This window comes from Microbacterium sp. LTA6 (assembly GCF_045690355.1).
In the GTDB taxonomy this organism is placed as follows: domain Bacteria; phylum Actinomycetota; class Actinomycetes; order Actinomycetales; family Microbacteriaceae; genus Microbacterium.
In genome coordinates, this window is the sequence record NZ_CP147855.1 from 1,832,148 (window position 1) to 1,857,364 (window position 25,217).

Sequence of the window (25,217 nt, forward strand, 5' to 3'; positions counted from 1 at the left end):
TCAGAGCGGGGCGGGCTGCGGGCGAGGATCGGTGAAGTCGCCGGCGTCTCTGCGCAGGCGGGCGACGATCCCGACGAGGTCGGCCGCGTCGTCGCGGCTGATGCCGGGGGCGGCGAAAACCTCGGAGTTCAACGCCGTCGTTGCGCGTTCGACAAGCTCGCGGCCGGCATCCGTCAGAGCGAGGAGTGCGGCCCGACCGTCATGCGGATGGGGCTCGCGCACGATGAGTCCGTCACGCACCAGTCGATCGGACGTGCTCGTCACCGTGGTGGCGTGCACCTGCAACCGCGCGACCACGCTCGACAGCGGAAGGCGCCCACTGCGGCTGAAGGCGAGCAGGCGCAGCACCTCGTAACGGGCGAAGCTGAGTTCGAACGGCTTCAGCGTCGCTTCGACGCGGGCGAGCAGCAGTTGCTGCGCGCGCATCACCGAGATCACCACAGTCATGCCGTCCGCGGCATCCGTCCATCCGTGCGCGACCCATTGCCGCTTCGCCTCGGCGAGCGGATCCACGGGGAGCGGACGGAGTTGGGCCACGGCTCTACGGTAGGCCATCCCGCTGGGCGCGGCCGGGAGCGACCAACCGTGACGCTCAGTAGCATGGCAAGTGAAACTGAGTATCACGGTCTAGAATCGACACAGTCGTGAGGAGCAATCGATGAAGATCTTCGTCCTGGTCAAAGAGGTGCCGGACACCTATGGCGATCGCAAGCTGAATCTCGAGACGGGACTCGCCGAGCGGTCCGCAGGTGACGTGGTGCTGGACGAGATCACCGAGCGCGCTCTCGAGGTCGCGCTGAGCTATGCCGACAAGAATCCGGACGCCGAGGTCGTGGCACTCTCGATGGCGCCGGAATCGTCGACGGCTTCGGTGCGCAGGGCCCTCGCCATCGGCGCGGCATCTGCGGTGCACATCGCCGACGAACAGCTCGCTGGAGCCGACCTCGGACTCACCGCCGAGGTGCTGGCCGCGGCGATCCGCCGAGTCGGGGCAGACCTCGTCATCACCGGCAATCTCTCCACCGACGGCTCCGGCGGAGTCATCCCGGCGATGCTGGCCGAGCACCTCGGATTCGCGCAGGCGACCGCGCTCAGCGCCGTGGAGATCAGCGCGGACAGCATCTCCGGTACGCGGGCGGCGGATGCCGGCGCGCAACCGGTCTCCGCTCAGCTGCCAGCGGTCATCTCGGTGACGGAGGCGCTTCCGGACGCGCGGTTCCCCAACTTCAAGGGCATCATGGCGGCCAAGAAGAAGCCCCTGGAGGTGCTCTCGCTGGCCGACCTCGAGGTGTCGGCAGATCCGGCGGCGGCACCCCGCACGATCATGACCGCGATCGCCGAGAAGCCGCCACGTGCGGCCGGCGTGAAGATCACCGATGAGGGCGATGCCGGCAACCAGCTGGTGGAGTACCTCGTGCAGAACAGGTTGGTGTGACGATGAGCTACCCCGAGAACTCGATCCTCGTCCTGGTGGATGTCGACCCGGCAGGGAATGCGGCGTCGAGCACCGCCGCGCTGATCGGTGCGGCTGCGGCGGTCGGCTCACCGGTGGCGCTCGTGGTGGGCGGCGCACAGGCGGCCGTCGACGCGGCGGCCGCTGCGGGAGCATCCGTCGTACTCACCGCGCAGGGCGATGACGCCGCACTCACGGTTCCGATCGTCGACGCGCTGCAGGCCGCCGCCGAAAAGGTGCGCCCGGATGCCGTGCTCATCTCGAACTCGATCACCGGGCGTGATGTCGCCGGACGCTTCGCCGTCCGCACGAAGAGCGCCCTCTCGGCGGACGCGATCGGCGTCTCCCGCGACGAAGAAGGTATCGTCGCGCATCACTCGGTCTACGGCGGCGCGTATCTCGTCGACTCGGCGCCGACATACGGCGCAGCCGTGATCACGGTTCGTCAGGGTGCCGTCGATGCGCGGGCGGAAGCTGTCGCCGCCCCCGTCGTCGAAGCGCTCGAGGTCGCACCGTCCGGCGCGATCGCGGCCAAGGCCGGAGCCGTCGAAGCCGTCGAGGTCGCGTCGTCCCGGCCCGATCTGCGCGGTGCGACCCGGGTCGTCTCCGGAGGGCGCGGACTCGCCTCCAAGGAGAAGTTCGCGCTCGTCGAAGAGCTGGCCGATGCCCTCGGTGCGGCCGTCGGCGCCTCGCGTGCGGCGGTCGACGCCGGATACATTCCGCAGTCGCACCAGGTCGGACAGACCGGCGTCTCGGTGTCGCCGCAGCTCTATGTCGCACTCGGCATCTCCGGCGCGATCCAGCACCGCGCCGGCATGCAGACGTCGAAGACGATCGTGGCGATCAACAAGGATGCGGAGGCGCCGATCTTCGACGTCGCCGACTTCGGCATCGTCGGCGATCTGTTCACGATCGTTCCCCAGATCATCGCCGCGCTCGAGGCGCGGAAGAAGTAGACATGGCGACGCGGATGCTGCGGCGGGGACTGCCCCGCGTGATCGGCGGCGAGCCGTGGCCGCCCGCGGATGCCGTCGCCGAGGTCGCCGTCGAGGCTGTGGTCGAGGCCGCGGAGGCGTCTTCCCCGGTCGTTGAGCGAGCGGAGCGAGACGAAACGCAGCACGGTTCCGAGTCTCCGGTCGGAGATGAGCGTTTCGTCTCGGTCGCTCCGCTCCCTCGCTCAACGACCGATCGCAACGCGGCGGCCCCGCTCCGCCGCGGTCTGCCCCGTGTCGTCGGTGGCGAGCCATGGCCGCCCGCCGATGCGGTCGCGACAGCGACTCCCGATTCGCTGTCGCCGCATGCAGCGGAGCGCGATTCCACGCTTCAGCCCGCGCCGAACGCCGGAGAGGCGCGTTCCGACTCGCCTGCGGCTCGCTCAACGACCGGGAGTGCGCCTGCGGCGCACTCGACGGCCGGTGGCGGGGATGCAGTCCGCGCGGCAGCATCCAGCGCCGCGGACGATGGCGGAATTCCTGTCCGGCGTGGACTCCCGCGTGCGGTCGGGGGAGACCCGTGGCCGCCCGCCGGGACGGTTCCTCTCGCCGCAGCGACGGTGAGCGAGATCGACGAGGCCGCGTACGAAGGCGTCGAGTCGCCGGTCGTCGTCCCCGAAGAGAGCGCCCCCGAGCAGAAGGCGGTCGCGCCGATCGTCGCCGCCGGCGAACTGGCGCCGATCCCGTTCACGCGCACGGTGTGGCACGGCAGCGCTCCGCGGCATGCTCCCGCTCCGGCATCCGATCGCCGTCGCCCGACCTGGACGCAGGGCATCGCGGGTCTGCTGGGAGCCGCCGCTCTCGGCATCCTCGCCGGCGCTGCCGTCGCATTCGTGCGTGCGCTGCTGAGCATGCCGTTCATGCAGGACTTCCTCGCGGCGTTCCCCGGCGAATACGACCCCGCCATCGAGGTCGCCCCCGGCTTCGCGCCCTGGATCGGCTGGCAGCACTTCTTCAATATGTTCCTGATCGTGCTGATCATCCGCTCCGGCCTGCGCGTGCGCACCGAGAAGCGTCCGACCGTGTTCTGGGCTCCCCGTGGCAGTACTAACGGCAAGGGCAAGATCAGCCTCACCCTGTGGTTCCACCAGGCGCTGGACATCCTCTGGCTCGTGAACGGCGTGACCTTCGTCGTGCTGATCTTCGTCACCGGGCACTGGGTGCGCATCGTGCCGACCAGCTGGGAGGTGCTGCCGAACGCGCTGTCCGCAGCGCTGCAGTACGTCTCCTTCAACTGGCCGACCGAACACGGCTGGGTGAACTACAACAGCCTGCAGCAGCTCGCCTACTTCACCACCGTCTTCCTCGCCGCGCCGCTGGCCGCTGCCACCGGGTTCCGGATGTCGGGGATGTGGCCGAAGAAGGCGGAGCGCCTGTCGAAGGCGTACCCGGTCGAATGGGCGCGCGCCGTGCACTTCCCCGTGATGCTGTACTTCGTCGCGTTCATCATCGGGCACGTGGCGCTGGTGTTCCTCACCGGCTTCCTGCGCAACCTGAACCACATGTTCGCGTCGTCGGATGCCGTCGGCTGGACCGGGTTCTGGGTGTTCACGGCATCCGTCGTCGTGATCATCGTCGCCTGGATCGCCGCCCGGCCCCTGGTGCTCGCACCGATCGCCAAGCTCTTCGGCAACGTCTCCGGCCGCTGAGCCCCCGAGGGGCTACGCCTTGCGGGGGCGCATCAACCACGCGGCGGCGGCGAGCGTGAGCACCCAGCCGATCACCTCGATGAGCAGGTGATCCGTCGCGTTGGGGACGGACTGCAGCAGGTACACCCGGATGCTGTTGATCGCCCCGTGCGCCAGCACCGCAGGCCAGACGCTGCCCGATCGCCAGCGAAGGGCGAGCAGGAGCGGCGCCCACGGCAGCATGCCCGCGAAGTAGATGACGATGTCCCAGAGCGGTCGATCGCCGATCACTGCGAGCACGGGCAGGTGCCAGACGATCCAGACCAGACCGCTGACCAGAGCCAGCGGCCAGAAACCCCACGACGCGGCGCGCGTCGACAGCCAGCCGCGCCAGCCGAACTCCTCGCCGATGGCGAAGACGGACTGCATGAGGAGGACCGGAACGACCCACATGGTCGCCGCGGCGATCTGGTCGAGCGGGTTCAACTCCCAGATGCCCAATGCCAGTGCAACGGCGGTCTGGATCGCGGCGATCGCCGCGATGAGGCCGATACCGATACCGATCCACCGAGGCGTGCCGCGCCACCCGGTGGCGAACGTCTCTCGGAACGTCCCTGGTCGCCGGGCGAGCCACATGATGATCCCTGCGAGCAGAGGGGTCAGCTGCAGGAGCGGCGTGATCAGGTTGTTGAAGTCCGTGGGGACGAGTCGGAAGACCATCGGAACCGACAGCGAGAAGCACAGGAGGATGGCGATCGCGAAGAACCACGTGACATCGGTGACCGTCGATCGGGCAGAGCGGGCGAGCGGGGGAGACGCAACCATGGTGACCTCGGTTCGTGTGAGGAGCGGACGCGCGGACTCTGCGCGTCTAGGACTCTAGGCGAGCGCTCATACCCGCAGGAACGCGGGAAACCCGAAGCCTGACTCGGGGTATCCGGAATCCTCACGGCTCCTGGCGCACACGCAGAAACGGCTTCCCCGCGCGAGCGGGGAAGCCGTTTCTCAGGAGTCGCGAACGCGCTCAGCGCACGAAGCGGACCTCGGTGAGCGTCTCGCCGAGGAAGGGCTCGGTGTGCGAAGCGCCGTCGAGCGTGAATCCGTTGCGCGTGTAGAAGCGGTGCGCGCGGGGGTTGTCCTCCGCGACCCAGAGGTACAGCGACTCGTCGTCGGCGGCAGCGGACTCGAACAGGCGCTGGCCGATTCCCGTACCGTGCCAGGCGTCGAGCAGGTAGATGAAGTACAGCTCCCGGAAGGCCGGGGCGTCCTTGTCGCGGGCGGGGCCGGAGCCGGCGAAACCGACGATCTCACCGTCGACGAGCGCAGCGCTCATCCGGAAATCCTCGCCCTGTGCGGCCCAGTGCGTCCAGAGCTCCGCCATGCGGCGCGGGGACACCTTCTCGAGGGCGGCCTTGCTGATCAGGTGGTCGTAGGTCTCGTGCCAGCACTGGGCGTGCACGCGACCGAGGGCTTCCGCATCGACATCACGGACCGGACGGACGATGACTTCGGAGTGGGCTTCGGCGCTCATGCCGCGACTCTACGCGCGGCTCCCGCGAACAGGAAATCGAGCGGATGCCATCCAAGACGCACGCGCACCGGATGGAGGGTTCGTACAACGATGTTCGCGAAACGTGCACCGATGGCTACGATCGATCCTCGTGAACGTGATCTGGCGCACTCTCCTGGTGATCCTCGGCGCTCGTCGCCGCGTGCGACGGGGGCAGACCCTCGACCCGACGGCGGTGGGGAGCATCCGAGCGACGACGCTCCCCTCCGATATCGACATCCTCCGCCACATGAACAACGGCCGATATCTGTCGCTGTTCGATCTCGGGCGCTGGGACCAGCTGATCCGCACCGGCCTGTTCGATGCGATGAAGAAGCAGGGCTGGTACGCGGTGGTCTCCAGCGAGACGATCACCTTCCGCAAGTCGCTGGAACTGTGGCAGCGATTCGAGATCCAGTCCCGGTTCATCGGGCACGACGAGAAGGCGCTGTTCATGGAGCACCGCGCGGTCGTCGACGGCGAGATCTATGCGCGCGCGATCGTGCGGGCGCGGATGCTGCGGCGCACCGGCGGCACCGTCAGCAACGAGGAGCTCTTCGCGGCCGTCGGCAAGCCGGAGGGCGTGCCCGAGATCGACGAATGGGTGCACGACTGGGCGGCGGCATCTGCCCTGCCGCCGGTGCGGAAGACGGCGCCGAGCGTCTGGAACTGACTCCGCCCGTCCGGCGCGGTAATGTCGGGTCGTGCTGGATATCCTGACGACGACGGGCCGGGTGCTGTGGCGGCACTGGCCGGCGATGATTGCGTGGTATCTCGCGGGCATCCTTGTGCACTACGTCGTAGTCCAGACGGCCGGATCGATCGGCGCCTACTCGGCCACGGTCGGCCTGCTCGTGCTGCCGATCGCGATCCTGGCGCGCTTGATCAGCCTGGTCGCGATGTTCCTCGTACTGCGCGACGGTTTACGCAATCTGCAGGAGGTAGCGCCCCTTCCGGAGTCGTCGGTCGAACGTCGTCGCACCTTCCTCTCCGCGCTGCTCGCCGGCATCCTCCCCTTCTTCGCGGTGTACTGGGCGCAGGGGCTGTTGCGGGAGGACATCAACGCCTATTCGGCGCGGGCACTCTATGTGCGCGACGGGCTCGGGTGGCAGGCGGTGGTGGACGGAACGGGACCTCTGCCCCAGGGCGACGCGGTGACTGATCTGCCTTTGAGTGGATGGACGGTCGCCATCATCGTGTTGGCGTTCGCCGGTCGCTGGGCGTGGTCGAAATGGTCAGCGCGCCTGAGCCGCTGGTTCTCACCGGTCGCGGTGTACTTCGAAGTCGTCTGGGTGTTCTTCTCGGTGATCCTTCTCGGTGATCTCTTCGACACCGTGAAGAGCTGGGTCGACACACGCGTGGCGATGGCGGTTCTTGAAGACGTCCGTGAAGGCATCCTCAACGCGGTCGCACCGCTGCGCTGGCTCTGGGAGGCGATCGGTTGGGTTCTCACCGAGGTCGGGCCGGTGCTGCTCGCTCCGCTCGCGTGGCTCACGATCGCCGGAGTGGTGTTCGGACAGGCGATCGTCGCCGAGAAGCTGCGCGTCGAAAACGACCTCGCTTCTCGGGTTCGCGAACATGTGAAGGCGATTCCGAATCCCGTCGCGCGACGACTGAAAGACCTCGGGGACGAACTCGGAGCACGGTTCCGACCGCTCTGGCGCGCTGTCGTGCTGATGTGGCGTGCTGGCCCGGTACTGGTCGCTTCGTATGCATTCCTATACGTGGCGGTGAAGGCATTGGAGTCCTACCTGCAGCTGGGACTCACGCGTGTGATCGGTGCGCAGGACTTCGTGTTCTGGTCGATCGCCATACCGGTGGTTTCGCTCGTGCCGCTGCTATTCACGGAGCCTCTGAGGATCGCCCTCGTCGCCGGCGCTTACGACGCGACTCTCGCACGACTGCGTAAACGCACCGATCGTGCGGACTCCGGATCGGTGTCCGTCGAAGAGCAGGAGATGCGCGCGGTAGCGGATGCTGCCGGGCTGCTGCCTGTCTCCGCCGACGCCGTGGCCGCTTCGATCGTCTCTGCGCCGAGACCTGATGAGGTCGGCGGTCAGGGGTCGATCGAGAATCTGAGGAACGATCCGCCTGAAAGCTCACCGGGTGAACGGATCTCGACCCAGAACGGACCGTCGACGTCATCGGGCAACACGAACGGCGCGATGAGCTCGTAATCCCCGGTATCGGCGGTCGTGCAGTACTCGGGTTCGTCGATGTTCGACGGAAGTCCGATCTCGCTGCGGGCCGGCCTCCACTCGTGGCCGGTCGCCTGCTGGACCAGTACCACCTGGCACGAGACACCGGTCGTGCCGGTGTGAACCGGAATCGCTGCGGCGATCAAACGGGCGTCCGAGGGTACGTCGAGTCCGCTCAGATCTTCGATCAGACCGCTGCGAATTGGGCCGAATGTGGCTCCGATGAACTCGGCGTCGCTCTTCTTCTCCACGAGAATCGGCTTGTATGGGAGCATGCCGTAGCCGTAGTGCTCATACCAGCCTTGCCATCCGATTGTCACTGCGGTCGAAGGGGCGAGCAGGGCGAGCGCCACGAGCGCCAGAGCGTTACGCCTCCACCACGACGGGCGGACAGCGGGCTCCGCGGGAGTGTTGCGCGGGGCGATCGGCTCGGGGATGCTCATCGTGCCCATCCGTTCTCCTGCAACGGCACCTCAGCCTCGACCGGGGTGGCATCGAGATCGATCATCAACTCGATGACGCCGTCCAAGGGTACGGTTCCGTCGTCAGCGGTCAGCAGACCCAGCCGGAGAGTCGCTGTGCCCCTCAACGCATCCGCGGGGAGTTCGAAGGCCAGGCTTCCGGACTGCGGTACGCCGGTCATGAGCTGATGCCGTGCGAAGGTGGTGCCGCGATCGGTAGGTGCGAAGGTGCGCTCGCCGATGAACAGATTCGCGTGGTTGAGGAGCGAGGGTTTCTGTACCGATGCTGCTTCGAGGTCGACCACGAGCCACGTACCGTCCGCCGACCAGCCTTCGGAACTCGTCACGCGTCGAGCTGCATGCACGTCGGTGATGGTGACGACGAGGTTGCGGGCCGACGCTTGTTCGCCGATCGTGGCCACTGTCGGGAAAGGTGCGAGTGAGGAGCCCTCGGGGAGAGTCACCTTCACCAGGAACCAGGCACCGGCGAGTAGCAGGAGAGTGAGCGCCCAGCGCGCGACGTGTCCGCTGAGGCGAGGACGGGGCGCGGTCTTCTGGAGGTCCGTCATTGCACATCCTTCGCCGAGACGGACGCGGTGACCGTGGCGCCGACACGGAGGTCGTCCCAGTAGTCGACGCCCCTCCACACGTTCTGGCCAACGTGATGGGTCGAGTCAGGGAGGGTGACGGTCACGTGGTCGTCGTCCGCGAGCTCTCCGCGTTCGACGATCCAGGAGAGCAGAAGCCGCGCTTGCACATCCGGTTGGAGCACGACGTTGAAAGTTCCGTCGGCGGCCAGGCTGACCTCCGGGGGGATATCGAATCCGCTGACCCGGACGTGATCCAGTAGACCGTCATTGCTGATGCTCGATGACCGGCGTGGCTTGTCGAAGGTGCTCAGGACATCGATGGTGACGACCAGCACCTTCTCGCCCTTCTCCTCATCGGGGAACACGGCTGCGTTGCCGTTGTTGTCCCAGAGCTCCACGCCGACGACAGTGAACTCGAAGTCCGAACCCTTGAACGTGTCGCCGACGGCGACCTCGGGGACCGGATCAGCGGGCGCGGTCGCGAGGCCGCCGAAGGCCGCGGTCGTCGCGAGGAGGACGGCCCCGGCTCCGGTGATCAGCCACGACGTCGGCACGAGGTCGATGGTGCGGCGTGCCCAGCCGAGCACCTTCGCCCGTGCGCTGGCGTTCGATGCCGACGTAGTGGTGGCATCGGCAGGATGCGCCGTTCCCTCCGGCCGTGTCGTGTTCACGGCACCAGCTTAGAGCTGCCGAGCTCTGGGTCTCCGCGTGCGGCAAGCCACCTGATCCTCGGCGCTCGTCATGGAGCGATCGTGGATCGCCGTATCAGATGACACGCGCGTTGTATGTCCCCCGAAGGTCCTACATACAGGCGAATAGCAGCAACGTAGCGTCGTGAAAGTCGCTCGCGACAGAAAGGAATTGCTTCATGGAAATGACTAAGAAGTGCACGATGATGGTAGGCGCTGCCGCAGTGTTGGTGATGCTGGTGGGTGGAAACAGCCCCGCGCTCGCGGCGTCGAATGAGACGTCAGCTGCGGGGGACAAATCTCCCACAATCAGTCGAGTCGTCGCCGGTATTCCGGTCGATATTGGGGTTCTCGAAGCGGCCAGGAGCGAGATTCTGAGAAGTGCAGCGGGAATCAAGGGGACCGCAAGACCCACCGACCACACGGTGAGACTCATCAACAATGCTGCATCCGAGATGCAGCAAGTCGGTAACTACCTTGGCGGAACGAGTGCCTCGGCCTTGCTGAGAGCCGAGCAGGACATGCGCAATGCGTTCGCGCACGGAGATGCCACTGAGGGGTACAACATCATGATCCGGGTCGCCAACGCGTTGCAGGCGGCGATCAACAGCTACGCGAGGGGCGATCGCGAAGGTGTGAGGTGGTCTTGATGGTGTGACAACCTCAGCCTCCCAGGGCGCCCCGTTGAAGGCTTCGGCGGGGCGCCCTGTCGTTCATCCGCTTTCCTCAAGAACCTCGAATCTTCACGCGTCATACGCCCGCCGACGGGCGGTGGGCGGCCCCTGCGTCAGTAGTCTGAGCGGGAACATTCGGGGATCGTCCCGGGAGCCCGTCGATGCGGACGGGCGGAGGAGGTTGCAATGGCAGTCATCGGAATCGTGCGGGAACCGGGAGGCGAGTCTCGAGTCTCGGCCACGCCCGCGACCGTCGGCTCGCTTCGGAAGCTGGGCTACGAAGTCGTTGTGGAACGCGGAGCCGGCACCGCTGCGTCGTACCCCGATGAGGAGTTCGCGGCCGCGGGTGCGGAGCTCGTCGATCGCGCAAGTGCCTGGGGGAGCGAGATCGTGCTCGCGATCACCGCACCGGATGCCGAGGCGATCGGTCTTCTCTCCGATGACGCGACGATCATCGCCCTGCTCTCGCCTGCGCTGCGTCCCGATCTGGTCGAGGCGCTCGCGCAGCGCGGCATCACTGCGGTCGCTCTCGACGCGGTGCCGCGCATCTCGCGGGCGCAGTCGATGGACGTGCTGAGTTCGATGGCGAACATCGCCGGATACCGAGCGGTCGTCGAAGCCGCGCACGAGTTCGGCCGCTTCTTCACCGGACAGGTCACCGCGGCGGGCAAGGTGCCGCCGGCGAAGGTTCTCGTCGCGGGTGCCGGCGTCGCCGGCCTCGCCGCGATCGGCGCGGCCAGCAGCCTCGGCGCGATCGTCCGTGCCACGGATCCGCGCCCCGAGGTCGCTGACCAGGTCTCATCGATCGGCGGCGAGTACCTGCCGGTCGACGTGGCCGTCGCGGCGTCGACCGACGGCTACGCGAAGGCCACCAGCGAGGACTACGACCGTCGCGCCGCGGAGATCTATACCGAACAGGCATCCGAGGTCGACATCATCATCACGACCGCGCTCATCCCCGGGCGGACGGCGCCGCGGCTGATCACAGCATCCGACGTCGCCCGGATGACACCGGGCAGCGTCATCGTCGATATGGCGGCAGGGCAGGGCGGCAACGTCGAGGGATCCGTCGCCGGCCAGCGCATCGTCACCGACAACGGCGTCATCATCCTCGGCTACACCGACCTGGCCTCCCGCCTCGCGACCCAGGCCTCGCAGCTCTACGGCACGAACGTCGCCAATCTCGTCGCCCTGCTGACGCCGGCGAAGGACGGGCAGCTGGCCATCGACTTCGACGATGTCGTGCAGCGCTCGGTCACCGTCGTCCGCGACGGTGAGGTCACCTGGCCGCCACCACCCGTTCAGGTCGCAGCGGCACCGGTCGCCGTCGCCCAGGCCGCCACCGCCGAGGTCGCCGCGCCCACGAAGATGTCGGCGGGGAGCAAAGTCCTGCTCATCGCGCTCGGCATCGCCGCGCTCTTCGCCGTCAATGCGTTCGCTCCCGCGCCGCTGCCCCAGCACTTCACCGTGCTCATGCTGTCGGTCGTCGTCGGCTTCTATGTCATTGGCAAGGTGCACCACGCCCTGCACACGCCCCTGATGTCGGTGACGAATGCGATCTCCGGCGTCATCGTCGTCGGTGCGATGCTGCAGGTCACGTCCGCCAATCCGGTCGTGCAGGTGCTCGCGGCGATCGCGGTTCTGCTCGCGAGCATCAACATCTTCGGAGGCTTCGCCGTGACCCGTCGAATGCTCGCGATGTTCACGAAGGGCGGCCAGAAATGACCGTCGACGCCCTCGCCGGGGCCGCCTACATCGTCGCGGCCCTCCTCTTCATCCTCAGCCTGGCCGGGCTCTCCCGGCATGAGTCCGCACGATCCGGCGTGATCTACGGCATCACCGGAATGACGATCGCTCTGCTCGCAACTCTCGCGCTCACGATCGCGGATGCCTGGACCACGGGCGCCGTCATCGGACTCGTGCTGCTGCTCGTCGCCCTCACGATCGGTGCGGCCATCGGGCTGTGGCGTGCGCGCGTGGTCGCGATGACCGGGATGCCCGAGCTCATCGCGCTCCTGCACAGCTTCGTCGGCCTGGCCGCTGTCCTCGTCGGCTGGAACGGCCACCTCGCGCACCCGGAGGTCGCGCCGCAGCTCGTCGGCATCCATAACGCCGAGGTCTTCATCGGCATCTTCATCGGCGGGGTGACCTTCACCGGGTCGATCGTCGCCTATCTGAAGCTCTCCGCGAAGATCTCGTCGAAGCCGCTCATGCTGCCGGGCAAGAACGTGCTGAACATCGGCGCGCTCGTCGCCTTCGTCGCACTCACCGTCTGGTTCGTGAACGACCAGCAGCTGTGGTTGCTGATCGCGGTGACCGTGCTGTCGTTCGCCCTCGGCTGGCACCTGGTCGCATCGATCGGCGGCGGCGACATGCCGGTGGTCGTCTCGATGCTGAACAGCTACTCGGGCTGGGCGGCCGCGGCCGCGGGCTTCCTGCTGAACAATGATCTCCTGATCGTCACCGGAGCTCTCGTCGGATCCTCGGGTGCGTACCTCTCCTATGTCATGTGCAAGGCGATGAACCGCTCGTTCCTCTCGGTGATCGCCGGCGGCTTCGGGATCGTCGCGGCGACATCGTCGGATGCCGAGTACGGCGAGCACCGAGAGATCACCGCCGAGAGCGCGGCCGAGCTGCTCGCGAGCGCCTCGAGCGTCGTGATCACGCCGGGCTACGGGATGGCTGTCGCGCAGGCGCAGTATCCCGTGGCCGACTTGGTGCGCCGTTTGCGTGAGCGCGGCGTCGATGTGCGCTTCGGCATCCATCCCGTCGCCGGTCGCCTGCCCGGGCACATGAACGTGCTGCTCGCCGAGGCGAAGGTGCCGTACGACATCGTGCTGAGCATGGACGAGATCAACGACGACTTCGCAGCGACGTCGGTGGTGCTCGTCATCGGCGCGAACGACACCGTGAACCCGGCCGCCGCCGAGGATCCGGGCAGCCCGATCGCCGGGATGCCGGTGCTGCACGTCTGGGAGGCCGAGAACGTCATCGTGTTCAAGCGTTCGATGGCCGCCGGCTACGCGGGCGTGCAGAACCCGCTGTTCTTCCGGGACAACGCCTCGATGCTGTTCGGCGACGCGAAGGAGCGGGTGGAGGACATCATCCAGGCCCTGTGACACGGGCGCGGTGCCGATGCGCTACCCCACTCTGCCGACGCATGGCCAAGAGGTGTCGCAGATGGTCGCATCGTGAGGGGTGAAGCGACCATATTCGACCCCTCCTCGCTGGAACTCGACCGAGAGGTGGCGCAGATGGTCGCATCGAGGACCTTGAAGCGACCATGTGCGACCCCTGCGGCTCATGAGTCAGGACCTCGTGGCTCACGGTATCCACGGGCGCGGTGCCGACGGCCGGAACGGCCGCAGACCTAGGGTGGAGAGCATGGCTGAGCCGTCGTCAACTCCGTCGGATGCCGCGGCATCCGCTCCTCTCGCCGAGCGGGCGGTCCAGCTCGCCCGCCGGTGGGTGATCGAGGCGGGAGCCGCCGAGGTCGACCCTGCTGCCGAGCGTTTGGCTGGCGTGCTGCAGGACGTCAACGGCCTGCCCTTCACCCTCGGTTTCGTCGACGGTGTGATGAGGCCGGAGAGTCTCGGCGCCGCTGCAGCCCAGCTGCACCGGATCGCGCCGATCGTGCCCGAATTCCTGCCCTGGTACGTGCGCGGAGCCGTGCGGCTCGGTGGCGGCGTCGCGCAGATCCTGCCCACCCCGGTGGTGCCGATCGCGCGGAGGGTGCTCCGGGACATGGTCGGGCATCTCGTCGTCGACGCCCGTCCGGCGAAACTCGGACCGGCGATCGAGAAGATCCGTGAGTCGGGCGCGAAGCTCAACCTCAATCTGCTCGGCGAGGCCGTGCTCGGCGAAGCCGAGGCGAAGCGCCGGCTCGACGGCATCCATGACCTCATCCGCCGACCAGATGTCGACTACGTGTCCGTGAAGGTCTCCGCGATCATCAGCCACATCTCGATGTGGGCGTTCGACGAGGTCGTCGACGCCGTGGGGGAGCGGCTGCTGCCGCTGTACCTCACGGCTGCCTCCGATGGCACGTTCATCAACCTCGACATGGAGGAGTACCGCGATCTCGACCTCACCATCGCGGTGTTCACCCGCATCCTCGAGGATCCCCGGCTGCGCGGACTCGAGGCCGGTATCGTGCTGCAGGCATATCTGCCGGACGCCCTTCCTGCGCTGCAGGAGCTGACGGCGTGGGCGCGAGACCGTGTCGAGCACGGCGGAGCCGCCATCAAGGTGCGTCTGGTGAAGGGCGCGAACCTCGCCATGGAGCGGGTCGAGGCACGCATGCACGGGTGGACGCCGGCGACCTACGACACCAAGCTCGACACCGATGCGAACTACCTGCGCTGCCTGGATTGGGCGCTCACGCCGGAGAACACCGCGGCGGTGCGACTGGGGATCGCCGGCCACAATCTGTTCGGCATCGCCTACGCGTGGCTGCTGGCCGGCGAGCGCGGAGTCCGCGAGCGCATCGAGTTCGAGATGCTGCTCGGCATGGCGCAGGGGCAGGTGCAGGCCGTGTCGCGCGAGGTCGGCCCGGTGCTGCTCTACGTGCCGGTGGTCAAGCCCGCCGAGTTCGATGTGGCCATCAGCTATCTGGTGCGGCGCCTAGAGGAGAACGCCTCGTCGGCGAACTTCCTCTCCGCGGCCTTCCGGCTCGATGAGGACGAGAGTCTGTTCGTCCGGGAGCAGGACCGGTTCCTCGACGCGCTCGACCGCTCGACCGACCCGACGCTGCGCACCGGCCCGCGGCGCACCCAGAACCGTCTCGCTCCGGTGCACGAATCGGTGCGCCAGGCTCCGGCGACGCCGGCCGAGGAGACGAATCTCACCCAGGCAGTGCTCGGGATCTCCCGTGGGTCCGACGAGGAGGCCTTCCTCGAGACCGCGGTCTACTCCGCCCACGAGATCGCGGCAGACGCCGGCGGTGCGCCCGGCTTCGTGAACACTCCGGACAGCGACGCGGCGCTCCCCGCGAGTCGGGACTGGGCGCGTCTCGTGCGAGGGCGGATCGCGGCGTCCACGGCGGGGGCGCTGACCGTGGAGCGCGCCAGGATCACCGCATCCGATGCCCTCGCTCAGACCGTGACGCGCGTGCGGGATTCCGCTGCCGGCTGGGGTGCGCGCCCGGCCGCCCAGCGCGCGGAAGTGCTGCTGCGCGCCGCTGCGGCGCTGGAGGCGCGCCGCGGTGAACTGATCGAGGTGGCGGCGTCCGAGACCGGCAAGGTGTTCGCCGAGGCCGACGTCGAGGTCAGCGAGGCCATCGATTTCGCCCGCTATTACGCGGCCAGGGCGCGGGAGCTGGATGCCGTCGCCGGTGCCGCATTCGTGCCGGCCAAGGTGACCGTGGTGACGCCGCCCTGGAACTTCCCCCTCGCCATCCCGGCCGGCGGGGTGCTCGCCGCGCTCGCCGCCGGTTCCGGCGTCGTGTTCAAGCCGGCGCATCAGGCCCGCCGCTGCGCCGCCGTTCTCGCCGAGGCACTCTGGGAGGCGGGAGTACCGCGCGATGTGCTCGCACTCGTCGACCTTGCCGAGCGGGAACTGGGGCGCGAGCTCATCGCGCATCCTGACGTCGATCGCGTCATCCTCACCGGTGCCTGGGAGACGGCAGCGCTGTTCCGTTCCTGGCGCCCGGACCTGCCGCTGCTCGCCGAGACCAGTGGCAAGAACGCGATGATCATCACGCCGTCTGCCGACCTCGATCTCGCCGCGGCCGACCTCGTGCGCAGCGCTTTCGGGCATGCAGGGCAGAAATGCTCGGCGGCGTCGCTGGCGATCCTGGTCGGACCGGTCGGTCGGTCCAAGCGGTTCGCACGTCAGCTCGGCGACGCCGCGCGCTCACTGCATGTCGGCTGGCCCACCGACCCGCTCGCCGAGGTCGGGCCGGTGATCGAGAAGCCGCAGGGCAAGCTCGCCTGGGCTCTCTCCGAGCTCGAAGGCGATGAGCAGTGGCTCATGAAGCCGGCGCTCGCCGACGGCGATGCGAGTGGACGGCTGTGGAGTCCCGGCATCCGCGTCGGAGTGCAACCCGGATCGCGTTTTCACCTGGAGGAGTTCTTCGGACCGGTGCTCGGCATCATGCATGCACCGACGCTCGCGAAGGCGGTCGAGCTGCAGAACGCCGTCGCCTTCGGCCTCACCGCGGGTCTGCACACGCAGGATCCTGATGAGCTCGACTTCTGGTTGGACCGCGTGCAAGCCGGCAACCTCTACGTGAACCGCGGGATCACGGGTGCCATCGTTCAGCGCCAGCCGTTCGGCGGCTGGAAGCGCTCCGCCGTCGGGCCGGGGGCGAAGGCCGGCGGGCCGAACTACCTGTTCGGGCTCGGGTCGTGGCGCTCGAACTCCGGCGGAGCGGCATCCAGCACCCTGCATCTGCGCGGACTCGACTCCCGGATCACCACGCTCATCGAGTCCGCACAGCCCTCCCTCGATTTCGAGGCCTTCGAGTGGTTGCGTCGTGCAGCGCTGTCGGACGCGCTGGCCTGGGATCGAGAGTTCGGGCGGGTCCGAGACGTGTCGCGCCTCGAGGTGGAGCGCAATCTGTTCCGCTATCGCCCCGTGCCGGTCGCGATCAGGGCGACGGCGGATGCCGAGTGGCAAGAGGTGCTGCGCGTCGTCATCGCGGCCGTGCGCGCCGGCGCCGGATTCGTGCTGTCCACCCCGGTCGGCCTGCCCGCCCCGGTGCGGCATGCCCTCGGTGAGCTCCAGGCCGTCGTGTTCATGGAGAGCGATGAGCAATGGGTGGAGCGGATGCGGCGACCCGTCGTCGACGAGAATGAGTTCGAGCCTGCGCCTCGCCCCGATCGGGCGCGGCTCGTCGGCTCGCGGGAATCGGTCGCTGCGCTGCACCGGATGCTGGCCTCGGCGGTCGAGGGCGACCCCGACCTCGCGGTCTACGCCGGAGAGGTGACCTCGGCCGGCCGGATCGAGCTGCTGCCGTTCGTGCGCGAGCAGTCGATCTCGATCACCGCGCATCGCTACGGCAACCCCGATCCCTGGAGCGCCGGCGTCATCTGATGTCGGTTTGGCATTCTCGGCCGTTCAAAGAGCGCAAACGGCTCGATAATCGGCGAAGAAGGAGCCGTTTGCGCTCTTTGAACGAATCGCGCGCTCACGCGGTGTAAAGAATTCTTGACATGAGTCGACGGCGAAGCGTACGCTCATGTCAAGAATCTTTTACATCGGAGGCGTCATGGTCTATGAAGAGCGCAATGCGTGGGCGGGGCTCGTCGTCGGAGTCATCTCAATGGCGGTCTACGTCTGGCTCGTGCTTCAGCAGGCCGCCGGCGGTCCGCTCACGGCGGTCGACTGGCTGCCCCTGATGCTCTGGACGATCGGCGTGAGCATCGCCATCATGATCGTGATCAGCATCATCTCGGGCATCGTCGCCGGTCTCACCGACGACGGCGGTGTCGGCAAGGCCGACGTCCGCGACCGGGACATCAGCCAGATGGGCGGCCGCGTCGAGAAGGCATTCCTCGTGATCGCCGGTCTCGGCGTGATCGCGCTGTGCGCGGTCGGCGCCGACGTGTTCTGGATCGCGAACACGATGTACCTGGGATTCGCGGTGTCCAATCTCGTCGGCGGCATCGCACGGGTCATCGCCTACCGTCGTGGACTCGTGTGATGGTCAAGCCGACACTCGTCTCCAACAGCATCCGCACTCACCGCGAAGAGGCCGGGATGACCCAGGCCGACCTCGCCCGCACAATCGGCGTGACGAGGCAGACACTCATCGCCATCGAGCAGGGCAGATACTCGCCCACGCTCGAACTCGCCTTCCAGATCGCCCACGCCTTCGCCGTCGGACTCGACGATCTCTTCCAGTATCCGGCGCCTTCCCACACAGAGGACTGACATGACCGACACGATCCCCGACACGATGCCCGTCTGGCGTCGCGACTCCTATGGGGCGGCCGACGGGACCCGCCTCGAACAGACGCCGGTGCCGACGCCCGGTCGCGGCCAGGTGCTGCTGCGCATCAGAGCGACGGCGTTGAACGCCGGAGATGTCCGGCTCATGCTCGGGGATCCGCTCCTCGTCCGGCCGTTCGTCGGTCTGACCCGACCGAAGAATCCGGTGCGCGGAATGGACGTCGCCGGCACCGTCGTCGCCGTCGGCCCTGATGTGGTCGGCGCCGAAGTCGGTGAAGAAGTGATCGTCGAACTCCCGGGCGGAGGGGGCCTCGCCGGCTACGCCTGCGTCGCCGCCTCGCGCGTCGTCTCGATGGGGCGCGGACTCGAGCCGGAAGCCGCCGCATGCCTCCCGATCGCCGGAGGCACGGCGTGGCAGGCCCTCGACGTGGCCGGCGTCGGGCTGACCGATCGGGCCACCCCGCGCGTGCTGATCATCGGAGCATCGGGCGGAGTCGGCGTCTTCGCCGTGCAGCTCGCCGTGCTCCGCGGCGCAGAGGTCTGGGCCTCCTGCGGCGATCGCAATGCTCCCCTGATCGAGGCGCTCGGTGCCACGCGCACCCTCGATCACCGCACGGAGCCACTGGAGGACCTGCCCGCGGGGCGGTTCGACGCGATCATCGATATCGCGGGCGGGATCCCGCTGAGACAGCTGCAGCGGCTCCTCGCCCCCGGCGGCACAGCGGCGCTGGTCACCGGCGACGGTGGCCATGTGATGGGGCCGGTGCCCCGGATGCTGAAGGCGGCCCTCCTCTCCATCGGGTCGCCGCGCCGCATCCGCTCGGTCGCCGCCGTCAACCGGCCGGAGGTGCTGCGCAAGCTCCTCGCGCTCGCCGCCGAAGGGCGCATCGTCCCCGTCATCGAGCGGGAGTACCCGTTCGCCGAAGCGCCTGCTGCTCTGGCTCACATCGAGGCGGGCCACACCGTCGGCAAGATCGTCGTCCGCGGGGCCTGACCCCCGGTTCGGAGAGCGCAAACGGCTCGATATTCGGCGGGGATGCAGCCGTTTGCGCTCTCTGAACTCAGAAAGCGACGCTCTGGCGTCGCACAGCCGACGGGTGACACAATGGAGACTGGCGTGCCCGGGTCGCATCTTCCCGCGCCGACTCTGACGAGCGGCCGGTCGAAGGACCGCCGGGCCCCTGGACAGCGTCCGCCGCACCCCTTTCGAGGAGCATCCATGTCGACGCCCGAGACCACCGTCACGTCCGCACCCGTGCGCACCGCGCACCACCGCCGCTACCTGATGTGCACGCCCGCACACTTCACCGTCAGCTACACGATCAACCCGTGGATGGAGCCGGCGAAGCCGACCGACACCGCCAAGGCGGTCGCGCAGTGGCAGAAGCTGTACGACCTCTACCTCGAGCTGGGCCACGAGGTCGAGCTCATCGAGCCGCTCGCCGACTACCCCGACATGGTCTACACGGCCAACGGCGGGTTCCTCATCGACGGCCGCGCGTACGTGCCGAAGTTCCGATTCGAGGAGCGCGCCGGTGAGGCACCGGCCTTCGCCGACTGGTTCCGCGGCGCCGGCTACGACACCGTCATCCCCGAAGAGGTCAACGAGGGCGAGGGCGACTTCCTGCTCGTCGGCGACGTGATCCTCGCCGGCACCGGGTTCCGCTCCACTGGCGACAGCCACCGCGAGGTGGGCGAGGTCTTCGGCCGCGAGGTCGTATCGCTCAACCTCGTCGACCCGCGCTTCTACCACCTCGACACCGCCCTCACCGTGCTCGACCCCGTGCAGGGCGTCGAGAACGGCGGCCCCGAGCGCGCCAACATCGCCTACCTGCCCGGCGCCTTCGACGACGCCAGCCGTGCCATCCTCGAGGAGCGCTTCCCGGAGGCGATCCTCGTCTCGGATGAGGACGGCTCCGTGTTCGGTCTCAACTCCGCCAGCGACGGCTACAACGTCATCATCTCGCCGCGGGCGAAGGGGTTCGAAGCGCAGCTCCGCGAGCGCGGGTACAACCCGATCATGATCGACCTCTCCGAGCTGCTGCTCGGCGGCGGCGGCATCAAGTGCTGCACCCTCGAGCTTCGCGGTGCGAAGTGACGGCGGTCGAGGCTGAGACGACCTCCGCCGAGACGGTCGTCGAGCCGCACGTCGCGCACAACTATCACCCGCTGCCGGTCAACATCGCCCGCGGCGAGGGCGCGTGGGTGACGGATGTCGAGGGCAAGCGCTACCTCGATCTTCTCGCCGCCTACTCGGCCGTGAACTTCGGACACCGGCATCCGGCGCTCGTAGCCGCGCTGACCGAGCAGCTCGGCCGGGTCACGCTCACCAGCCGCGCCTTCATGAGCGACCGGCTCGAGCCGTTCGCCGCCGCCCTTGCGGCGCTCTGCGGCAAGGAACTCGTGCTGCCGATGAACACCGGCGCCGAGGCCGTCGAGACCGGCATCAAGGTCGCTCGCGCCTGGGGTTACCGGGTGAAGGGCATCGCCGAAGGCCGTGCGCGCATCATCGTCGCCGCCGGCAACTTCCACGGGCGCACGACGACGATCGTCAGCTTCAGTGACGACGAGCAGGCTCGCGACGACTTCGGGCCGTATACGCCCGGATTCGATGTGGTTCCGTACGGGGATGCGGATGCGCTGGCCGCGGCCATCACAGAAGACACCGCTGCGATCCTCATCGAGCCCATCCAGGGCGAAGGCGGCGTTGTGATCCCGCCGGAGGGCTACCTGCGCCGCATCCGCGAGATCTGCGATGAACGGAATGTGCTGTTCATCGCCGACGAGATCCAGTCCGGACTCGGCCGCGTCGGCGAGACGTTCGCCTGCGACCGCGAAGGCGTCGTTCCCGACCTGTATCTGCTGGGCAAGGCGCTGGGTGGCGGCATCCTTCCGGTCTCGGCCGTCGTCGGCGACAGCGATGTGCTCGGCGTCATCCGCCCCGGTGAGCACGGCTCGACGTTCGGCGGAAACCCGCTGGCCGCTGCCGTCGGTCTGCGCGTCGTCGAGATGCTGGAGTCGGGTGAGTTCCAGGAGCGGGCCCGTGCACTCGGCGCGCACCTCTTCGCCGCTCTCGAACCCTTGATCGGCCACGGTGTCACCACCGTCCGCATCGCTGGACTCTGGGCCGGCGTCGACATCGATCCGGCCAAGGGAACAGGGCGGCAGATCGCCGAGAAGCTGCTCGAGCGCGGCGTGCTCGTCAAGGACACGCACGGTCAGACCATCCGCATCGCGCCGCCCATCGTCATCCGTGCCACCGAGCTCGACTGGGCCGTCGAGCAGCTGCGGCTGGTGCTGGAGGCGTAGCGGACGCGCGCACCACTCAGGCCGGCGAGTCGTCGGGGTCCAGCGACTTCAGAGTGTCGCGCTCCGTCGGGTTGTCGGCCTGCAGCTGATCCTCTGTGACGTCGTCGCCCCCGAGCGGCGCTCCGCGATCATCGCTGGGAGAGCCGTCCTCGTCGACGCGGGAGCGGTCTTCGGCCGGGTCGTCGGAGTAGGGTCTGCGTTCCATGTTCTCGTCCATGGCAGGAGCGTACGTCGAGTCGGGGCGCGCAGCGGAAGGGATTGACAGCGCGCGTTTCAGTCCTTGCGCGGCGTGCGGATCGGCGTCGTCTGGGCGGCGGTGTCGCTGAACTCCACCGGGTCGACCTCGTCGATGATGCTGAGCGGGCGGGTCTCGTCGAGCGTCAGCCGGAAGCGGCTCTCCTCCCGGCGGTGCAGTCGTCCGGATGACAGCACCCACAGGGCGCCGATCAGGCAGGCGATGAGACCAGCGGTACCGCCGAGCATGATCGCGGCGCGGGGCCCGAACGCGTCCGCCACCCAACCGGCGATCGGGGCGCCGACCGGGGTCGAGCCCATGATCACGGCCATGTACAGCGCGAGCACCCGGCCGCGCAGCGCCGGATCAGTGCTGATCTGCACGTAGCCGTTCGCGGTCGTCAGCAGCGTGACGATCATGAATCCGGTGAACATCAGGGTGACCGCGTAGGTGGCGTACGAGGGCATGGCGGACGAGACGAACGCCGAGATGCCGAAGCCGCCGGCGGCGAGGATGACGACCCGCACTCTGGCCCGATCACGCCGCGCGGCGAGCAGCGCGCCGAGCAGGGCGCCGATGGCGAGGATCGAGCTCAGTACGCCGTAGCCGTCTGCACCGCTGCCGAACTCCAGCGCCATCGTCGACGCGAAGATCGGGAAGTTCATCCCGAAGGCGCCGATGAGGAACACCATCACGAACACGACGCGCAGGTCGCCGCGTCCCCAGACGTAACGGAAGCCGGCGGCGAGGCCGCCGCGGTTGCGGTTCTTGAGGCGCGGGGCGAGCAGATGCGTGCGCATCATCAGGAGGGCGAGCATCATCGCGAGGAAGGTGGCGGCGTTCACGATGAACACCCACCCCGAACCGATCGCGACGATGAGCAGTCCGCCGACGGCCGGGCCGATCATGCGCGCCAGATTGAATGATGCCGAGTTGAGGGCGACGGCGTTCGACGTCTCACCGGTGGAGACCATGTCGGATACGAACGCCTGGCGGGCCGGGGCGTCGAAGGCGTTGGCGACGCCGAATCCGAGGGCGAGGCCGAACATCATCGGCAGCGTCATCACGTCGGTGAGCAGCAGGACGCCGGCCGCGACCGCCAGCAGCAGCAGCACGGTCTGGGTGACCAGCAGGATGTGGCGTCGGTCGAAGCGGTCGGCGACCCAGCCGGTGAGGCTGACCAGCACCAGGGGAGGGGCGAACTGCAGGGCCATCGTGACGCCCATCGCCGCGGCGTCGTTGTCGGTGAGCTCGGTGAGCACGACCCAGTCCTGGGCGGTCGCCTGCATCCAGCCGCCGATGTTGGAGACCAGGGCGCCGGCGAACCAGATCCGGTAGTTGACGTTGGAGAAGGAACGGAACATCGCGCTCATCGCTCGGCCACCCTTCGCATCAGTGCGCTGGCTTCGCGGAGGGTCGTCAGCTCCTCGTCGGTGAAGTCGACGTCGTCGAGCATCGCCGCGAGCAGTTCGTCGCGGCGGCGGATGGTCTCGGCGACGATCTCGACGCCGGCATCCGTGATCTCCACCTGCACGCGGCGGCGGTCATCCTCGTCGGGGATGCGCACGACGTAGCCCTGTTCCTCGAGGCCGTTGACGATGCTGCTCATGGACGGGGCCGTCACATGCTCGCTCACGGCGAGAGCGGAGATGGTGCGTCGGCCGTGGATGCGCAGGCCCGCGAGCACGGCGAGCTGCGTATCGCTCATCGAGTCGGCGGCGCGGGCGGATCGCAGACGTCGCGCCAACCGGAACGTGGCCATGCGGAGTTCGGTGGCAGTGAGGGAGAGGGATTCATCAGACGCAGACATTACTTAGTTAGTCTATCTAATCTTCTTCGGGAGGGAAGGGCTGATGCGGGGGACGGCGGCAGTGCGGGGCAGAATGGATGTCGTGACTCGAACGCTCGCCCTGGAAATCGCCGTGCAGGACCCCGCCGGAATGCGCATCGCCGGGGAGGTCGGCGCCGCGCGCGTCGAACTCGCTCAGGCCCTCGCCCTCGGCGGGCTCACCCCCTCACCGGCGACGCTGGAGCTCACCCTCGAGGCTGCGGGCCCGTCCGGTCCCGAAGTGCACGTGCTGATCCGTCCGCGGGCCGGCGGCTTCCACTACGACGCCGATGAACTCGCCATCGCCGAGCGCGACGTCCGCTGGGCCATCGGAGCGGGTGCCGCCGGTGTCGTGATCGGCGCGCTCGACGCCGCGGGGCGCCTCGACATCGACGCGATGACGCGACTGCGCGATGCAGCCGGCGGAGCATCCGTGACCCTGCACCGCGCCATCGACGTCACCGCCGATCCGGTCGCGACGCTGGTGGCCGCGCGCGATCTCGGGCTCCGCCGCGTGCTCACGTCGGGGGGAGCCTCGGCCGCGATCGACGGCATCGACACGCTCCGCGCCCTCGTCGCCGAGGCCTCGGGGCAGATCGAGATCATGGCCGGCAGCGGGGTGGATGCGGTGACCGCTCCCGTGCTCGCAGCGATCGGTGTCGATGCTCTGCACTTCTCAGCGAAGCGCGCCGTGGTCGAAACGGGCGGCGTGCGGATGGGGTCGGCCTCGGACGGCGTCGGCGGCTACGAGGTCACCGATCGCGACACGGCGTTCGCCGTGCTCACCGCGCTCGGGCGCTGACTCACTCTGCACGACGAGGGTACCCGTGGGTAGGGTGGGGGCGTGATGGATACGCGTGAGTTCACTGATGCTGACGGCATCGCCATCGTCTACGACGTGCATCCCGCACAGGGCACGCCGCGAGGAGTCGTGCAGCTGCTGCACGGTGTCGGCGAGCATGCGGGTCGCTATCCGGCGCTGATCGCCGCACTCAACGCCGCGGGATTCACCGTCTACGCGGACGATCATCGAGGGCACGGGCGCACGGGCATCCGTCAGCACGACGGGCCGGCGAAGCTGGGTCGGCTCGGCAAAGGCGGAATCCGCGCCGCGAAGGACGCGATCTGGCAGCTGACGCGCATCATCCGCACGGAGAACCCTGACCTGCCGCTCGTGCTGCTCGGGCACTCGTGGGGTTCGTTCCTCGCTCAGATGCTGGTCAACGAGCATCCGGAGGCATGGGACGCCGTCATCCTGTCCGGATCCGCACTGCGGACGCCGACGATGATGAACCCGGCACCGCTGAACGCGCGCTGGGCAGGACCTGAGGCGACCGGCTTCGAGTGGCTCTCGACAGATCCGGAGGTGTGGCGCGCATTCGACGAGGATCCGCTCACCACCGACGTGCCGCTGCTGAAACTCTTCGGTCCGGTGGAAGCGGCGAAGCTCTACGGTCGCCCGGCGAAGGACCTCGGCCGAGACATCCCGCTGCTGCTCATGGTCGGCCGGGACGACCCGGTGGGCGGGCCGCGCAGTGTGCACAAGCTCGCCGAGGAATACCGCACTCGCTCGGGGCTGACCGACGTGACGACGTTGGTCTATCCCGACGCGCGGCATGAGATCTTCAATGAAGTGCAGCAGGCCGAAGTGCGTGCCGACGTGCTCTCTTGGCTGAACAAGCACATTCCGCCTCGGGATTGAGCGCAGCTCGACGGGC

Annotated in this window: 24 protein-coding genes; 16 read left to right on the plus strand and 8 right to left on the minus strand. The window is 68.1% G+C overall.

Going from position 1 to position 25,217, the window contains the following annotated elements; translation table 11 throughout:
• Positions 1-537: a MarR family winged helix-turn-helix transcriptional regulator gene (locus LTA6_RS08605; protein WP_407359179.1), complete on the minus strand. Its 537-nt coding sequence runs from the start codon at positions 535-537 to the stop codon at positions 1-3.
• Positions 538-658: 121 nt separating this feature from the next.
• Here LTA6_RS08605 and LTA6_RS08610 point away from each other — a divergent pair, with 121 nt between their 5' ends.
• Genes LTA6_RS08610 through LTA6_RS08620 form a run of 3 tightly spaced genes read left to right on the plus strand, consistent with a single transcriptional unit; the run spans position 659 to position 4,094 of the window.
• A complete protein-coding gene (locus LTA6_RS08610; protein WP_407359180.1) occupies positions 659-1,435 on the plus strand; it encodes an electron transfer flavoprotein subunit beta/FixA family protein in 777 nt (258 codons plus the stop codon).
• Between the two features lie 2 nt (positions 1,436-1,437).
• A complete protein-coding gene (locus LTA6_RS08615; RefSeq protein ID WP_407359181.1) occupies positions 1,438-2,409 on the plus strand; it encodes an electron transfer flavoprotein subunit alpha/FixB family protein in 972 nt (323 codons plus the stop codon).
• 2 nt (positions 2,410-2,411) lie between these two features.
• Positions 2,412-4,094, plus strand: a complete 1,683-nt coding sequence (locus tag LTA6_RS08620) for a cytochrome b/b6 domain-containing protein (RefSeq protein ID WP_407359182.1) — start codon at positions 2,412-2,414, stop codon at positions 4,092-4,094.
• A gap of 12 nt (positions 4,095-4,106) precedes the next feature.
• Here the strand turns inward: LTA6_RS08620 and LTA6_RS08625 are convergent, their stop codons facing one another.
• On the minus strand, positions 4,107-4,898 hold the full coding sequence (locus LTA6_RS08625) for a CPBP family intramembrane glutamic endopeptidase (protein ID WP_407359183.1): 792 nt from the start codon (positions 4,896-4,898) through the stop codon (positions 4,107-4,109).
• A 199-nt stretch (positions 4,899-5,097) separates the two neighbouring features.
• Complete coding sequence (locus LTA6_RS08630) at positions 5,098-5,604, minus strand: GNAT family N-acetyltransferase (protein ID WP_341977483.1); 507 nt, start codon at positions 5,602-5,604, stop codon at positions 5,098-5,100.
• A gap of 130 nt (positions 5,605-5,734) precedes the next feature.
• Here LTA6_RS08630 and LTA6_RS08635 point away from each other — a divergent pair, with 130 nt between their 5' ends.
• On the plus strand, positions 5,735-6,295 hold the full coding sequence (locus LTA6_RS08635; RefSeq protein ID WP_341977485.1) for an acyl-CoA thioesterase: 561 nt from the start codon (positions 5,735-5,737) through the stop codon (positions 6,293-6,295).
• A gap of 31 nt (positions 6,296-6,326) precedes the next feature.
• Complete coding sequence (locus LTA6_RS08640) at positions 6,327-7,799, plus strand: hypothetical protein (RefSeq protein WP_341977487.1); 1,473 nt, start codon at positions 6,327-6,329, stop codon at positions 7,797-7,799.
• Positions 7,800-8,259: 460 nt separating this feature from the next.
• Here the strand turns inward: LTA6_RS08640 and LTA6_RS08645 are convergent, their stop codons facing one another.
• Both LTA6_RS08645 and LTA6_RS08650 read right to left on the minus strand, forming a co-directional pair.
• Positions 8,260-8,850, minus strand: coding sequence for a hypothetical protein (locus LTA6_RS08645; RefSeq protein WP_341977489.1), 591 nt, complete (start codon positions 8,848-8,850; stop codon positions 8,260-8,262).
• Positions 8,847-9,542: a hypothetical protein gene (locus LTA6_RS08650; RefSeq protein WP_341977491.1), complete on the minus strand. Its 696-nt coding sequence runs from the start codon at positions 9,540-9,542 to the stop codon at positions 8,847-8,849. The genes LTA6_RS08645 and LTA6_RS08650 overlap by 4 nt, the downstream gene beginning before the upstream one ends.
• Before the next feature lie 197 nt (positions 9,543-9,739).
• Here LTA6_RS08650 and LTA6_RS08655 point away from each other — a divergent pair, with 197 nt between their 5' ends.
• The 9 genes from LTA6_RS08655 to rocD all read left to right on the plus strand — a co-directional run bounded on the left by LTA6_RS08655 (position 9,740) and on the right by rocD (position 21,436).
• Positions 9,740-10,210 (plus strand): hypothetical protein, encoded by a 471-nt coding sequence (locus tag LTA6_RS08655; RefSeq protein WP_407359184.1) that lies wholly within the window; start codon positions 9,740-9,742, stop codon positions 10,208-10,210.
• Positions 10,211-10,420: 210 nt separating this feature from the next.
• Positions 10,421-11,959 (plus strand): Re/Si-specific NAD(P)(+) transhydrogenase subunit alpha, encoded by a 1,539-nt coding sequence (locus LTA6_RS08660; protein WP_407359185.1) that lies wholly within the window; start codon positions 10,421-10,423, stop codon positions 11,957-11,959.
• Positions 11,956-13,353, plus strand: a complete 1,398-nt coding sequence (gene pntB / locus LTA6_RS08665) for a Re/Si-specific NAD(P)(+) transhydrogenase subunit beta (RefSeq protein ID WP_363549019.1) — start codon at positions 11,956-11,958, stop codon at positions 13,351-13,353. The genes LTA6_RS08660 and pntB overlap by 4 nt, the downstream gene beginning before the upstream one ends.
• A 265-nt stretch (positions 13,354-13,618) precedes the next feature.
• On the plus strand, positions 13,619-17,269 hold the full coding sequence (locus LTA6_RS08670; protein WP_407359186.1) for a proline dehydrogenase family protein: 3,651 nt from the start codon (positions 13,619-13,621) through the stop codon (positions 17,267-17,269).
• Positions 17,270-17,414: 145 nt separating this feature from the next.
• Positions 17,415-17,879 carry a hypothetical protein gene (locus LTA6_RS08675; protein WP_341977501.1) on the plus strand — a complete coding sequence of 155 codons (465 nt, stop codon included), beginning with the start codon at positions 17,415-17,417 and terminating at the stop codon, positions 17,877-17,879.
• Positions 17,879-18,109, plus strand: a complete 231-nt coding sequence (locus tag LTA6_RS08680) for a helix-turn-helix transcriptional regulator (RefSeq protein ID WP_341977503.1) — start codon at positions 17,879-17,881, stop codon at positions 18,107-18,109. The genes LTA6_RS08675 and LTA6_RS08680 overlap by 1 nt, the downstream gene beginning before the upstream one ends.
• A 1-nt stretch (position 18,110) precedes the next feature.
• Positions 18,111-19,121: an NAD(P)-dependent alcohol dehydrogenase gene (locus LTA6_RS08685; protein WP_407359187.1), complete on the plus strand. Its 1,011-nt coding sequence runs from the start codon at positions 18,111-18,113 to the stop codon at positions 19,119-19,121.
• Positions 19,122-19,346: 225 nt separating this feature from the next.
• Entirely contained in the window at positions 19,347-20,225 is an 879-nt protein-coding gene (gene ddaH / locus LTA6_RS08690; protein WP_341977507.1) for a dimethylargininase, read from the plus strand.
• Positions 20,222-21,436, plus strand: coding sequence for an ornithine--oxo-acid transaminase (gene rocD / locus LTA6_RS08695; protein WP_341977509.1), 1,215 nt, complete (start codon positions 20,222-20,224; stop codon positions 21,434-21,436). The genes ddaH and rocD overlap by 4 nt, the downstream gene beginning before the upstream one ends.
• A gap of 16 nt (positions 21,437-21,452) precedes the next feature.
• Here the strand turns inward: rocD and LTA6_RS08700 are convergent, their stop codons facing one another.
• The 3 genes from LTA6_RS08700 to LTA6_RS08710 are packed head-to-tail and all read right to left on the minus strand — an operon-like array spanning position 21,453 to position 23,481.
• Positions 21,453-21,653 carry a hypothetical protein gene (locus tag LTA6_RS08700; RefSeq protein ID WP_363549007.1) on the minus strand — a complete coding sequence of 67 codons (201 nt, stop codon included), beginning with the start codon at positions 21,651-21,653 and terminating at the stop codon, positions 21,453-21,455.
• 56 nt (positions 21,654-21,709) lie between these two features.
• Positions 21,710-23,035, minus strand: a complete 1,326-nt coding sequence (locus LTA6_RS08705) for an MFS transporter (protein WP_363551359.1) — start codon at positions 23,033-23,035, stop codon at positions 21,710-21,712.
• Between the two features lie 5 nt (positions 23,036-23,040).
• Entirely contained in the window at positions 23,041-23,481 is a 441-nt protein-coding gene (locus LTA6_RS08710) for a MarR family winged helix-turn-helix transcriptional regulator (protein WP_407359188.1), read from the minus strand.
• An 82-nt stretch (positions 23,482-23,563) separates the two neighbouring features.
• Between LTA6_RS08710 and LTA6_RS08715 the strand changes: the two genes are divergently transcribed.
• Both LTA6_RS08715 and LTA6_RS08720 read left to right on the plus strand, forming a co-directional pair.
• Positions 23,564-24,301, plus strand: coding sequence for a copper homeostasis protein CutC (locus LTA6_RS08715; protein ID WP_407359189.1), 738 nt, complete (start codon positions 23,564-23,566; stop codon positions 24,299-24,301).
• Positions 24,302-24,346: 45 nt separating this feature from the next.
• Positions 24,347-25,201 (plus strand): alpha/beta fold hydrolase, encoded by an 855-nt coding sequence (locus LTA6_RS08720; protein ID WP_341978319.1) that lies wholly within the window; start codon positions 24,347-24,349, stop codon positions 25,199-25,201.
• Positions 25,202-25,217: the final 16 nt, after the last annotated feature.

Excerpts from the sequence above, each read along its gene's own strand:
- LTA6_RS08610 (WP_407359180.1), top strand. The coding sequence starts at position 659 with ATGAAGATCTTCGTCCTGGTCAAAGAGGTGCCGGACACCTATGGCGAT.
- LTA6_RS08615 (WP_407359181.1), top strand. The coding sequence starts at position 1,438 with ATGAGCTACCCCGAGAACTCGATCCTCGTCCTGGTGGATGTCGACCCG.
- LTA6_RS08620 (WP_407359182.1), top strand. The coding sequence starts at position 2,412 with ATGGCGACGCGGATGCTGCGGCGGGGACTGCCCCGCGTGATCGGCGGC.
- LTA6_RS08625 (WP_407359183.1), bottom strand. The coding sequence starts at position 4,898 with ATGGTTGCGTCTCCCCCGCTCGCCCGCTCTGCCCGATCGACGGTCACC.
- LTA6_RS08630 (WP_341977483.1), bottom strand. The coding sequence starts at position 5,604 with ATGAGCGCCGAAGCCCACTCCGAAGTCATCGTCCGTCCGGTCCGTGAT.
- LTA6_RS08645 (WP_341977489.1), bottom strand. The coding sequence starts at position 8,850 with ATGACGGACCTCCAGAAGACCGCGCCCCGTCCTCGCCTCAGCGGACAC.
- LTA6_RS08655 (WP_407359184.1), top strand. The coding sequence starts at position 9,740 with ATGGAAATGACTAAGAAGTGCACGATGATGGTAGGCGCTGCCGCAGTG.
- LTA6_RS08660 (WP_407359185.1), top strand. The coding sequence starts at position 10,421 with ATGGCAGTCATCGGAATCGTGCGGGAACCGGGAGGCGAGTCTCGAGTC.
- pntB (WP_363549019.1), top strand. The coding sequence starts at position 11,956 with ATGACCGTCGACGCCCTCGCCGGGGCCGCCTACATCGTCGCGGCCCTC.
- LTA6_RS08670 (WP_407359186.1), top strand. The coding sequence starts at position 13,619 with ATGGCTGAGCCGTCGTCAACTCCGTCGGATGCCGCGGCATCCGCTCCT.
- LTA6_RS08675 (WP_341977501.1), top strand. The coding sequence starts at position 17,415 with ATGTCAAGAATCTTTTACATCGGAGGCGTCATGGTCTATGAAGAGCGC.
- LTA6_RS08680 (WP_341977503.1), top strand. The coding sequence starts at position 17,879 with ATGGTCAAGCCGACACTCGTCTCCAACAGCATCCGCACTCACCGCGAA.
- LTA6_RS08685 (WP_407359187.1), top strand. The coding sequence starts at position 18,111 with ATGACCGACACGATCCCCGACACGATGCCCGTCTGGCGTCGCGACTCC.
- ddaH (WP_341977507.1), top strand. The coding sequence starts at position 19,347 with ATGTCGACGCCCGAGACCACCGTCACGTCCGCACCCGTGCGCACCGCG.
- LTA6_RS08700 (WP_363549007.1), bottom strand. The coding sequence starts at position 21,653 with ATGGACGAGAACATGGAACGCAGACCCTACTCCGACGACCCGGCCGAA.
- LTA6_RS08705 (WP_363551359.1), bottom strand. The coding sequence starts at position 23,035 with ATGTTCCGTTCCTTCTCCAACGTCAACTACCGGATCTGGTTCGCCGGC.
- LTA6_RS08710 (WP_407359188.1), bottom strand. The coding sequence starts at position 23,481 with ATGTCTGCGTCTGATGAATCCCTCTCCCTCACTGCCACCGAACTCCGC.
- LTA6_RS08720 (WP_341978319.1), top strand. The coding sequence starts at position 24,347 with ATGGATACGCGTGAGTTCACTGATGCTGACGGCATCGCCATCGTCTAC.